The 12003-nt window shown below is 70.9% G+C and carries 11 protein-coding genes; 3 read left to right on the plus strand and 8 right to left on the minus strand.

Going from position 1 to position 12003, the window contains the following annotated elements:
* Positions 1–52: 52 nt before the first annotated feature.
* Positions 53–1291 (minus strand): low temperature requirement protein A, encoded by a 1239-nt coding sequence (locus ACIHCM_RS34145; RefSeq protein WP_399904767.1) that lies wholly within the window; start codon positions 1289–1291, stop codon positions 53–55.
* A gap of 98 nt (positions 1292–1389) precedes the next feature.
* On the opposite strand from ACIHCM_RS34145, the gene ACIHCM_RS34150 reads away from it, so the two are divergent.
* Complete coding sequence (locus tag ACIHCM_RS34150) at positions 1390–1572, plus strand: hypothetical protein (RefSeq protein WP_399904770.1); 183 nt, start codon at positions 1390–1392, stop codon at positions 1570–1572.
* Between the two features lie 40 nt (positions 1573–1612).
* Here ACIHCM_RS34150 and ACIHCM_RS34155 read toward each other — a convergent pair whose 3' ends face one another.
* The 6 genes from ACIHCM_RS34155 to ACIHCM_RS34180 all read right to left on the minus strand — a co-directional run bounded on the left by ACIHCM_RS34155 (position 1613) and on the right by ACIHCM_RS34180 (position 7324).
* On the minus strand, positions 1613–2098 hold the full coding sequence (locus tag ACIHCM_RS34155) for an MscL family protein (RefSeq protein WP_399904773.1): 486 nt from the start codon (positions 2096–2098) through the stop codon (positions 1613–1615).
* 141 nt (positions 2099–2239) lie between these two features.
* On the minus strand, positions 2240–2818 hold the full coding sequence (locus ACIHCM_RS34160; RefSeq protein ID WP_399904775.1) for a hypothetical protein: 579 nt from the start codon (positions 2816–2818) through the stop codon (positions 2240–2242).
* A gap of 149 nt (positions 2819–2967) precedes the next feature.
* The gene (locus ACIHCM_RS34165; protein WP_399904778.1) at positions 2968–3801 is read right to left on the minus strand and encodes an S-methyl-5'-thioadenosine phosphorylase; all 834 of its coding nucleotides are present in this window, start codon (positions 3799–3801) and stop codon (positions 2968–2970) included.
* Positions 3802–3907: 106 nt separating this feature from the next.
* Complete coding sequence (locus ACIHCM_RS34170; RefSeq protein ID WP_399904781.1) at positions 3908–4210, minus strand: FmdB family zinc ribbon protein; 303 nt, start codon at positions 4208–4210, stop codon at positions 3908–3910.
* 67 nt (positions 4211–4277) lie between these two features.
* Entirely contained in the window at positions 4278–5552 is a 1275-nt protein-coding gene (locus tag ACIHCM_RS34175) for an MFS transporter (protein WP_399904784.1), read from the minus strand.
* Between the two features lie 251 nt (positions 5553–5803).
* On the minus strand, positions 5804–7324 hold the full coding sequence (locus ACIHCM_RS34180; RefSeq protein WP_399904908.1) for a potassium/proton antiporter: 1521 nt from the start codon (positions 7322–7324) through the stop codon (positions 5804–5806).
* A 179-nt stretch (positions 7325–7503) separates the two neighbouring features.
* Between ACIHCM_RS34180 and ACIHCM_RS34185 the strand changes: the two genes are divergently transcribed.
* Positions 7504–10314, plus strand: a complete 2811-nt coding sequence (locus ACIHCM_RS34185; protein ID WP_399904787.1) for a penicillin acylase family protein — start codon at positions 7504–7506, stop codon at positions 10312–10314.
* A gap of 65 nt (positions 10315–10379) precedes the next feature.
* On the opposite strand, the gene ACIHCM_RS34190 is transcribed toward ACIHCM_RS34185, so the two are convergent.
* Positions 10380–11006, minus strand: a complete 627-nt coding sequence (locus tag ACIHCM_RS34190) for a 5-formyltetrahydrofolate cyclo-ligase (RefSeq protein WP_399904790.1) — start codon at positions 11004–11006, stop codon at positions 10380–10382.
* Between the two features lie 94 nt (positions 11007–11100).
* Between ACIHCM_RS34190 and galU the strand changes: the two genes are divergently transcribed.
* Complete coding sequence (gene galU, locus ACIHCM_RS34195) at positions 11101–12003, plus strand: UTP--glucose-1-phosphate uridylyltransferase GalU (protein ID WP_399904793.1); 903 nt, start codon at positions 11101–11103, stop codon at positions 12001–12003.

The raw sequence follows: 12003 nt of genomic DNA on the forward strand, positions 1-12003 counted from the left end.
CCGGCGGGACCCTCCCCGGCGCCCGCCTCGCCAGGCCGGGGCAACCAGGGAGTCAGGCGGCCGGCGTGCCTGTCCGGGCCTCGCGCGAGCGTGCGGCCCGGCGGGTCGTCAGCGTCTCCCCGACCGCCACGGACAGTGCCGACACCACACCGGTCGCGAAGACCGCCCACTCGCCCAGGAAGGTGCAGCAGATCACCAGCAGGGCGGTCGTCGGCAGCACGAGCTGCTGGGCGATGCCCACCTTGAAGTGGCCCGAGTGCAGAGCCCATACCGTGAGCAGATACAGGGCCGTCGGCAGGGTCACCGCGGCCGACGCGGACAGCGTGGAGATGTGCGCCTTGCCGACCGCCTGCTCGACCGCCACCTCCAGGCCCGCGCCGATGGCCGCAGCCGCGGCGAAGATCAGGTAGTGGCCGTAACCCCACACGAACGACTGGCGGTTTGATCGCAGGCGGCCGTGGACGGGTGCCACGAAGTAGATCCACCAGGCGGAGAAGACGATGAGCAGGCCGCCGGCCGCGATCGGCAGCAGCTCGCCCAGGGCGTCGTTCTCGTCCGCGCCCGTCTTGACGGCGATGGTGGCCGCGGCGATGCTCTCGCCGAGCACGATGATCGTGAACAGCCCGTACCGCTCGGCGATGTGGTGCGGATGCCATGTGGTGGGCCGGCTCTGCTCCGCGTAGAGCGGCACGCACAGCTCCAGGATCACCATCACCAGGAAGAGCCAGGCGCGGGCGGGCTCCGGCAGGAGCACGAGCCCGCACCAGCCGATCTGGCAGAGCAGCACGCCCCCCGCGTACCGCAGCGCCGTGGTGCGCTCCGCCCCCTCGGCGGACCGGGCGGCCCGCAGCCACTGCGTGGCCATGGCGAGCCGCATCACCACGTAGCCGAGCAGCACCAGCAGGAAGTCGTGTGTCTCGAAGGCCCGCGAGATCCCGGCGGCGAGCACGAGGACACCGGCGATCTGCACCAGGGTGACCACGCGGTAGAGGGCGTCGTCGTTGTCGTACGCCGAGGCGAACCAGGTGAAGTTCATCCAGGCCCACCAGATGGCGAAGAACACCATCGCGTAGCTCAGGATGCCCTCGCCGGCATGACCCTCGGCGACGGAGTGCACCAACTCGATTCCGGCCTGCGCGACCGCCACCACGAAACACAGGTCGAAGAAGAGCTCCAGCGGCGTGGCGACGCGATGTACCTCGTCGCGACCGCGGGCGGTGAGCCGCCGCAGCGGCCTCCGAGGGCGCGGTGCGCCGGACGCGGCAGGCGACGGAGTCGGACTGGACGTCATGATTCCTAGCACAGCAGACGTCGGCCGGAAATTCTCCGCGAGTCAGGACCGTCCCGGCATCCCGGCCTCCGCCGGCAGCCGCCCCGTACCCTGGGGGCATGAGTACCTCCCCCGCCCCCGAGCCGCGGGCGCCCCAGGCGGCGCTGAACTTCGGCGATCCGCTGGACGAGCAGTCCTCGGACGACACGGATCGCGGGTGGGGCGACCGGCCGCGCGGCGGGGGCGACGCGGCCGACGACCTGAGGCGTTTCCTCGACGAGAAGCCGCCCCACCACCTGTGAGCCGACCGCAGGGCCCGAAGAGCCCTGCGAAGCGCCTTCGCTACCCCTCGGTACGGCCCGAGCCGGGCCGGCCGCCCTGCGCGACGAGGGTGTCGCGGATCTCCTTGAGCACCTCCAGCTCGGACACCTCGATGATCTCGTGCGTGCCCTCCCTGGCCTTCCTGCGGGCCTCCTGCCGGGCCAGGTACTTCGCCATCGGCAGCACCATCAGGAAGTAGACCACCGCCGCGGTGGTCACGAAGCTCAGCGTCGCCCCGAGGACGGAGCCCCAAAGGATCATGACCCCACTGGAGACCGTTCCGTCGTCCGCGATCCGGCACGGTCCCTTGAGGCAGGAGCTGTAGCTGTCGAGGCTCTTGGTGCCGATCGCTCCGACCAGCGGGTTGATGACGCCCTTCACCACCGAGTTGACGATGTTGGTGAAAGCGGTGCCGATGACCACCGCGACCGCCAGATCGACGACGTTCCCGCGCATCAGGAAGGCCTTGAAGCCCTGCCAGACGCCCGGTTCCTTCTGCTCGCTCACCTCGTGGCCTCTCCTCATCACATGGGCAGCTTGTGGAACAAACAGTTCCGCAACCTACGGCAGGGCTGGGCGGCCGTGTCCAATCCGGTGGCTCCGGGGCATGACGTGACAGCAGTTCGCGCACCGGGCGCAAGGCGCCGTTCAGCACAGCGTCACCGCCAGCCGGGCCGTGGCGCTCGCGCCCGCCAGCCGTGCCGCGGTGCCGCGCGGCACCGAGAGCACGACCAGGGCCCCGCTCACCGTCTCGCCGTCCAGCGGCTCGGGCACCCCGGTCACGAGTGCGCCGCGTGCGACGACCTCGGCCGCGCCGCCCGCCGCCGTCTCCCCGGCGGCGACGACGTCGACGCGGTCGCCGGGGCGCAGCAGCCGCACCGTCGCCGCGTCGGCGATCCGCACGGGCGCGGACACCCGCTCCACCGCCCGGCGCTCCGGCGTCCGGTCCGCAACGGGGTGCCCGCGGGCCCGGTCACCCTGCTCGGCGCCGGCCGGGGCCCGCGGGCCGACGGCCACGAGCGCGGCGGCGGTGAGCACGAGCCCGGCGGCCAGGGCCTGCCGCCGACGACGTACGAACCCGCGCGGCCGGTACCGCCCGCCGCGCACGCGGACGGGAGTGAAGTGCGCCACCTCGCAGGTCGGCGGCGCGTCCGTCCCCAGCGGGCGGGGCGGGAGCGGGCCGGAGGACGGCGCGGAGGACGGTTGGGAGGAATCAGCGAAGGACACGAGGACCACCACCTGTGACGACGGAGCGCTTTCCGCCCACGATGAGGCTTCGCTCCGCCGCCCGCCGCGGCCCGTGCGCTACCGGCCAGTTGTGGAAAAGTCCCTCACCCGAACGTGAAGCTCCGTCGTCCTCGCGCCCGGAACGTGCGTCACGGCAGCACGAACCCCGGATCCATGCCGCCCAGCGCGTTCGCACACAGACAGTCCCGCTCCTCGTTCGCGGGCAGCGCCGCCACCGCGTCGAACAGCACCCCCCGCAGCCGGTCCACGTTCGCCGCGAACACCCGCAGCACCTCGTCGTGCGAGACGCCCTCCCCGGTCTCGGCGCCCGCGTCGAGGTCGGTGACCAGGGTCAGTGAGGAGTAGCAGAGTTCCAGTTCACGGGCGAGCGCCGCCTCGGGGTGGCCGGTCATGCCCACCACCGACCAGCCCTGCGAGCGGTGCCACAGCGACTCGGCGCGGGTGGAGAACCGCGGCCCCTCGACCACCACGAGCGCCCCGCCGTCCACCGGCTCCCAGTCCCGCCCGCGTGCCGCCTTCAGCGCGGCCGACCGTCCCGTGGGGCAGTAGGGGTCCGCCAGGGACACGTGCACCACGTTCGGCACGGTGCCGTCGGGCAGCGGCAACCCGTCGAAGTACGTCGACACCCGGGACTTCGTACGGTCGACGAGCTGGTCCGGGACGAGGAGCGTGCCCGGTCCGTACTCGGGGCGCAGGCCACCCACCGCGCAGGGCCCGAGGACCTGGCGCACGCCGACCGACCGCAACGCCCACAGGTTGGCCCGGTAGTTGATCCGGTGCGGCGGGAGATGGTGCCCGCGTCCGTGCCGGGGCAGGAAGGCGACCCGCCGGCCTGCGACCTCGCCGAGGAAGACGGAGTCGCTGGGGGCCCCGTACGGCGTGTCCACCTGGAGCTCGGTCACGTCGTCGAGGAACGAGTAGAAGCCTGAGCCGCCGATTACACCGATCTCCGCGTTCGCCATGACCAGCACAGTAGCCGCCGTCGCGGCGGCGGCAGGAGGTGGTGCCGGAAAGACCGACGACCCCGCCGTCGGTACGAAGGCGGGGTCACGAAAGTGCGCGTGGGCCTCAGGCGGCGGTGGTGCTGGAGGAGCTTCCCGCGCTCGACGTCTTCGAGTCCGAGGACGAGGACGTGGAGGACGAGGAGGACGTCGAGGACGACCCGCTCGACGCCGGCGAGCTGCTCGACGAGGAGCCGCGGCTGTCGTTGCGGTAGAAACCGGAGCCCTTGAAGACAATGCCGACGGCGGAGAACACCTTCTTCAGGCGTCCCTGGCAGCTGGGGCACTCGGTCAGGGCGTCGTCGGTGAACTTCTGCACCGCCTCGAGGCCCTCGCCGCACTCGGTGCACTGGTACTGGTAGGTCGGCACTGTCTTCCTCCTGGCACTCTCACTCAATGAGTGCTAACGACGGTCCATAGTGACGTATTCCTCGGGATCAGTCCACTGTGACCGGCGCGCGGTGACCGACGCCACGTGCGACCGTACGGCTTCGGGCCCGTACGTCCAGCCGCGAGCGGAGCGCGACCAGGGTCGCCAGCGCGAGCGCCGTACCGCCGAGCGGGACCAGGAACCCGGCGCCACCCCAGAAGCGGTCCTCCAGCTGCCCGGCGACCGTGACGGCACCCGCCTGACCGAGCGCCACCGCGCCGGTGAGCCACGTGAACGCCTCGGTGCGGGCCCCGGCCGGGACCAGGTTCTCGACCAGCGTGTAGCCGGTGATCAGGGCGGGCGCGATGCACATGCCGACGAGCAGGCCGAGCCCGGCGAGCAGCAGCACCGAGTGGGCCGCCCACAGCCCCGCGGCGGCCAGCGCGAGGGCGCCGTAGCCGACGATCAGGCGGCGCTGCGGGGCCGCCTTCCACGCGATGGCCCCGCACGCGATGCCGGAGAGCATGTTGCCCGCTGCGAAGGTTCCGTACAGGACGCCGTTCAGGCCGGGCTCGCCGATCGACTCGGTGAACGCGGCCAGCGACACCTGCATGCCGCCGAAGACGGAACCGATGCCGAGGAACGCCACGGCCAGGACCCGCACCCCGGGGATACGCAGCGCGGAGGCGTGCTGCACGCGCGCGTGCCCGCCGGACGCCACCGTCGGCTGCGTGCTCTTCTGCGCGGCGAACAGCAGACCGCCGACGAGGGTGAGCGCGGCCTCGGTCACCAGGCCCGCCGCCGGGTCGACGGTGGTGCACAGGGCAGTGGCGAGCAGCGGGCCGACGACGAAGGTCAGTTCGTCCGTGACGGACTCGAAGGCGGCGGCGGTGGTCATCAGGGGCGAGCCCTGGAGCTTCACGCCCCAGCGGGCGCGCACCATGGGCCCGATCTGCGGGACGGAGGCGCCCGTGGGGACGGCCGCCGCGAACAGCGCCCACAGGGGAGCGTCCGCCAGCGCGAGCGCGGTCAGGGTGAGACCCGCGAGGGCGTGCACCAGCACGCCGGGGAGCAGCACGGCGCGCTGCCCGAAACGGTCGGCCAGCCGCCCGGTCCAGGGCGCGAACAACGCCATGGAGACGCCGGTGACGGCCGCGGCGGCGCCGGCCGCGCCGTACGAGCCGGTGGTGTGCTGCACCAGCAGCACGATGGAGATCGTCAGCATCGCGAACGGCTGGCGTGCGGCGAAGCCGGGAAGCAGGAACGTCCAGGCGCCGCGGGTGCGCAGCAGTTGCCCGTAGCCCGGGCGGGAGGACTTCGACGAGGTGACCGTGGACGCCACGGCCCTTGCCTTTCTGCCGCCTGGTAGCGCGGCCCTCTTGTGGTGGGCCGGGGCGCCGAGAGCTGTCCTCTTGCGCTGACTGCGGTAGATACCGGCGCCCACTGCGTCGAAGAGCGTTTCCGGCCGCCATACGGTCGCGCCAGCTCTGCGTCAGGCAGAGTTGGTTCGATCTGGGTGACACCTGCATCGTACAGGGGTGAAGGACAGGTGCGCCTGTGAAAGTGCGCACCACCGGCCGCACCCGCCTGCGATCAGGTCGATCCGTTCGTGCCCAGCCAGCCGGCCAGCTTGCCCCCGCGGCCCACCGCGCGCAGCCGCCCCTCGGCCGCGTCCCGGACCGGGTCCGTGGCCACCACGAGCAGCTCGTCGCCCCGGCGCAGCACCGTCGTCGGCAGCGGCACGAACGACGTGCCCTCCCGCACGACGAGGGTGACCGCGGCTCCGGCGGGCAGCCGCAGTTCGTTGATCTCGACGCCGTGCATCTTCGACCCGCGCGGGATGCTGACCGACAGCAGATGCCCGCGCAGCTGTTCCAGGGGTGCCGACTCGATGCCGAGGTCGGCGGCGGCCTGGGAGCCGTCGCGCAGGTGCAGGGTGCGGGCCAGCCAGGGCAGCGTCGGCCCCTGCACCAGGGTGTAGACGACGACCAGTACGAAGACGATGTTGAAGATGCGACGGCTGCCGTCCACGCCGTTCACCATGGGGATGGTCGCCAGGATGATGGGCACGGCGCCGCGCAGCCCGGCCCACGACATCAGGGCCTGCTCCTGCCACGGCACCCGGAACGGCGCCAGGCAGAGCACGACGCTCAGCGGCCGCGCCACCATGGTGAGCACCAGCCCGATGAGCAGCGCGGGCAGGATGTCGTCGCCCAGTTCGTGGGGTGTGACCAGCAGGCCGAGCAGGACGAACATGCCGATCTGGGCGATCCAGCCGAGCCCCTCGGCGAACCCGCGGGTGGCGGGCCAGTGCGGCAGGCGCGCGTTGCCCAGCACCATCGAGGCGAGATAGACGGCGAGGAAGCCGCTGCCGTGCGCGAGGGCCCCCGCCGCGTAGGAGGCGACGGCGATGGCCATCACGGCGATCGGATACAGACCGGACGCGGGCAGGGCCACGTGCCGCAGCCCCCAGGCGCCCAGCCAGCCCACCGCGATGCCGATGGCGGCGCCGATGGCGAGTTCCAGCAGTATCTTGCCGACCAGCACGTACCAGTGCTCGAACGGGCCGGCCGTGGAGAACGAGACGACCAGGATGACCACGGGCGCGTCGTTGAAGCCGGACTCGGCCTCCAGAGTGCCGGTCACGCGCGCGGGCAGGGGGATCTTCCGCAGCACGGAGAAGACCGCCGCGGCGTCGGTGGAGGAGACGACCGCTCCGATGATGAGCGCCTGCCGCCAGTCCAGCCCGACCAGGAAGTGCGCCGCCGTCGCGGTGACCCCGACGCTCACCGCGACCCCGACGAGCGCCAGCGCGGAGGCGGCGGGCAGGGCGGGCTTGATCTCCTTCCACTTCGTGCCGAGACCGCCCTCGGCCAGGATCACGACCAGGGCCGCGTACCCGATGACCTGCGTCAGTTCGGCGTTGTCGAAGTGGATGCCGCCGATCCCGTCCTGGCCCATGAGGACGCCGATGCCCAGGTAGACGAGCAGGCTGGGGAGCCCGCTGCGCGAGGAGATCCGTACCGCGGCCACGGCGACGAGCAGGACGAGCGAGCAGACGAGCAGGAGTTCGTTGAGGTCGTGGATGTTCAGCGGCCGTTTCCTTCCCCTGATGCGGGTACTTCGTTACCTTACCTAACTCTTGACGATTTCTTGACGCTCGCCCGGGCAAGATCGAACGTCAGTCCGTGCTGGTTCCCCACTCCGCGTCAAGTGCCACCGGGCCCTGCGCCTATGGTTGCTCCAGCACTCCAGTACCGCCTGCCGCTCGCGTTAGGACAGCAAGGACAGCGATGCCCCCCAACACCACCGCCTCCACGGGTCAGCAGCCCGGCAAGTCCGGCAGGAAGAAGGGGCGCAAAGCCCGACTGTTCGTGCTCGTGCTGGTGCTGGCCGTCATCGGCGGCGTCGCCTACGGCGCGTACTGGTCCATCAGCACCGTGCGTGCCTCCTTCCCGCAGACCAAGGGCTCGATCACGCTCGAGGGCCTGACCGCACCCGTCGACGTCAAACGCGACGGGAACGGCATCCCGCAGATCTACGCATCCTCCGACGACGACCTGTTCATGGCGCAGGGCTACGTGCAGGCGCAGGACCGGTTCTACGAGATGGACGTCCGCCGGCACATGACCTCCGGCCGCCTGTCGGAGATGTTCGGCAAGAGCCAGGTCGAGAACGACGAGTTCCTGCGCACGTTGGGCTGGCAGCGGACCGCGCAGAAGGAGTACGACACCGAGCTGTCGCCCGCCACCAAGAAGTACCTCCAGGCGTACGCCAAGGGAGTCAACGCGTATCTGGCGGGCAAGGACGCCGAGGACATCTCCCTGGAGTACGCGGCGCTCGGCCTCAGCAACGACTACAAGCCGCAGGAGTGGACCCCGGTCGACTCGGTGGCATGGCTGAAGGCGATGGCCTGGGACCTGCGCGGCAACATGCAGGACGAGATCGACCGCTCCCTCATGACCAGCCGCCTCGGCCCGAAGCAGGTCGCCGACCTGTACCCGCAGTACCCGTACGACCGCAACCAGGTCGTCGTCCGGCAGGGCCAGTACGACGAACTCACCCAGACGTTCGACGGCGGCGCGAGCGGCGGCTCCACGGAGGGCGCGGACGGCGGCTCCACGGACGGCACGTCCGCAGGGCCCACGGACGGGACAGGGGCGTCCACGGACGCGCCGCCGGGCTCCTCCTCGTCCGCCGGGTCCTCGGCGCTCCAGAGCCAGCTCACGGGCCTCTACGACGAGCTCGAGGACCTGCCCGAGGCCGTCGGCGTGAACGGCAACGGCATCGGCTCCAACTCGTGGGTGATCGGTGGCGAGCACACCATCACGGGCAAGCCCCTGCTCGCCAACGACCCGCACCTGTCGGCCTCGCTGCCGTCCGTCTGGTACCAGATGGGCCTGCATTGCCGCACGGTCTCCGGCAAGTGCCAGTACGACGTCTCCGGTTACACCTTCGCGGGCATGCCGGGCGTGATAATCGGTCACAACCAGAACATTTCATGGGGTATGACCAACTCCGGCGCCGACGTCACCGACCTCTACCTGGAGAAGCTCACCGGCGACGGTTACCTCTACGACGGCAAGGTGAAGCCGTTCACCACCTACGAGGAGACAATCGAGGTCGCCGGCGGCTCACCGAAGAAGATCGTGGTCCGGGAGACCAACAACGGCCCGCTGCTGTCCGACCGCGACGACGAACTCGTCAAGGTGGGCAGGAAGGCCACCGTCGACACCGCCGCCCCCGACCGCGGCGACGGCTACGGCATCGCGCTGCGCTGGACCGCGCTGGAGCCGGGCAGGACGATGGACGCCCTCTTCGCGATGAACAAGGCGGCCGACTGGGACGACTTCCGGGCCGCGGCGGCCCTGTTCGAGGTGCCCTCGCAGAACCTCGTCTACGCCGACACCGAGAACCACATCGGCTACACGCTGCCAGGACGCATCCCCACGCGCGCCAAGGGCCACGACGGTTCGGTCCCGGCGCCCGGCTGGGACTCCAAGTACGGCTGGAAGGGCTACGTCGAGCAGGACGAGCTGCCCTACGAGTACGACCCGGAGCGCGGCTACGTCGTCACCGCCAACCAGGCCGTCGTCGGCGAGGACTACCCGTACACGCTGACCACGGACTGGGGCTACGGCACCCGCAGCCAGCGGATCACCGACCTGATCGAGTCGAAGATCAAGGGCGGCGGCAAGGTCTCCACCGAGGACATGCGGCAGATGCAGATGGACGGCAGCAGCGAGATCGCCAAGCTGCTCGTCCCGCAGCTGCTGAAGATCGACGTCGGCGGCAAGGACGTACGCGACGCGCAGAAGCTCCTGGAGGGCTGGGACTACACCCAGGACGCGGACTCGGCGGCCGCCGCCTACTTCAACTCGGTCTGGCGCAACGTCCTCAAGCTCGCGTTCGGCAACAAGCTGCCCAAGGAGCTGCGCGTCAAGGGCCAGTGCCTGTGGGTCGAGCCGGTCGACACCACCGGCCCGGTGGACGACGACCGGCGGGTGCGCGAGTGCGGGCAGCGCGACGCGGACCAGGCCCAGCCGGACGGCGGCGACCGCTGGTTCGAGGTCGTGCGCACCCTCATGGACGACGAGGACAGCGACTGGTGGACGACGCCCCAGTCGGGCACCCGCCCCGGCGCCGACAACCGTGACGAGCTGTTCGAGCGCGCCATGATCGACGCCCGCTGGGAGCTGACCGCCAAGCTCGGCAAGGACATCGACTCCTGGAGCTGGGGCCGGCTGCACCGGCTGTTCCTGAAGAACCAGACCCTCGGCACGAGCGGCCCCGGCTTCCTTCAGTACGTGCTCAACCGCGGCCCCTGGGAGCTCGGCGGCGGCGAGGCGACGGTCAACGCGACCGGCTGGAACGCCGCCGGCGGCTACGGCGTCGTCTGGGTGCCCTCGATGCGGATGGTGGTCAACCTCGACGACCTCGACAAGTCGAAGTGGATCAACCTCAGCGGCGCCTCCGGGCACGCCTACAGCGACCACTACACCGACCAGACGGAAAAGTGGGCCAAGGGCGAGCTGCTGGACTGGTCCTTCACCAAGCAGGCGGTCGACAAGAGGACGAACGACACCCTCGTGCTCAAGCCGTGACCCGCTGACGGCGACCGAAAGGGCCCTCCACACGCGCGTGGAGGGCCCTTTCGCCTTCCGGGGCCTCAGCGTGCGGCGGGCCGGAAGCGGCGCACTCCCGAGGGCGTCACCACCGCGTGCACCGGCCGGTCGTGCGGCTCGGCGGGCACACGCGCGCGGACCTCGGTGTCGTACAGCAGCACCACCAGCGCCGGTTGGCCGCCCGCGCGCTCCAGCCGCGCCAGGACGCGGTCGTAGGAACCTCCGCCGCGCCCCAGCCGCATCCCGCGCGCGTCCACCGCGAGCCCCGGCAGCAGCACCGCGTCGGCGCCGGTCACCGCGTCCGGCCCGAGCCGCTCGCCGGCGGGCTCCAGGAGCGCCATCCGGCCACCGTGGCGCACGCGCGCGAGGGAGCCCTCCCCGGCGTAGACACCCCAGTCGAGGTCGTTGTCGGGCAGCAGCACCGGAAGCAGGACGCGCACGCCCCGCGCGTGCAGCGCGTCGAGCAGCGCGAGGGTGCCGGGCTCGGCGCCCACAGAAACGTACGCCGCCACCGTGCGCGCGTGCGCCAGCTCATCCAGTTCGAGTGCGTGCGCCGCCAGCGCGGCCGCGGCCTCCCGCACGTCACCTGCGGGCAACCTGTTCCTCACCGCGAGGAGCTCTCGCCGCAATGTGCGCTTGTCAGGCTCGCCCATGTGTCCGAGGTGACTCATGCGTCGCTCCCGTACCGTGATCAAAGTGCTCATATGAGTGCGTACTGACCGGAGCCGCGGATTCCCCACAATGTCACCGGATATGGTTGCGAGCATGACTCAGGCGCAACCACGGATCAGCAAGGCTGTCATTCCCGCAGCAGGCCTCGGCACCCGGTTCCTGCCGGCCACCAAGGCCACTCCCAAGGAGATGCTGCCGGTGGTCGACAAGCCGGCGATCCAGTACGTGGTCGAGGAGGCCGTCTCGGCCGGTCTCGACGATGTCCTCATGATCACCGGCCGCAACAAGCGCCCTCTTGAGGACCACTTCGACCGCAACTACGAGCTCGAGTCGGCCCTGGAGAAGAAGGGCGACGCCGAGCGGCTCGCCAAGGTCCAGGAGTCGAGCGACCTCGCGACCATGCACTACGTGCGCCAGGGCGACCCCCGGGGCCTCGGTCACGCCGTGCTGTGCGCGGCCCCCCATGTCGGCGACGAGCCCTTCGCGGTGCTCCTCGGCGACGACCTCATCGACCCGCGCGATCCCCTGCTGAGGCGGATGATCGAGGTCCAGGAACGGCACGGCGGCAGCGTGATCGCGCTCATGGAGGTGGCCCCCGAGCAGATCCACCTCTACGGCTGCGCGGCCGTAGAGGCCACCGAGGACGGCGACGTGGTCAAGGTGAGCGACCTGGTCGAGAAGCCGGACGCCGCCGACGCCCCCTCGAACTACGCCATCATCGGCCGCTACGTCCTCGACCCGCGCATCTTCGACGTCCTGCGCAAGACCGAGCCCGGCCGCGGCGGTGAGATCCAGATCACGGACGCCCTCCAGCAGCTCGCGGCCGACGAGAAGCTGGGCGGCCCGGTGCACGGCGTCGTCTTCCAGGGCCGCCGCTATGACACCGGCGACCGCGGCGACTACCTGCGTGCCATTGTCCGACTCGCGTGCGAACGTGAAGACCTGGGCCCGGACTTCCGGACCTGGCTTCGCAGTTACGTCACCGAGGAGATGTAG

The organism is Streptomyces sp. NPDC052023 (assembly GCF_044548465.1).
Taxonomy (GTDB): domain Bacteria; phylum Actinomycetota; class Actinomycetes; order Streptomycetales; family Streptomycetaceae; genus Streptomyces.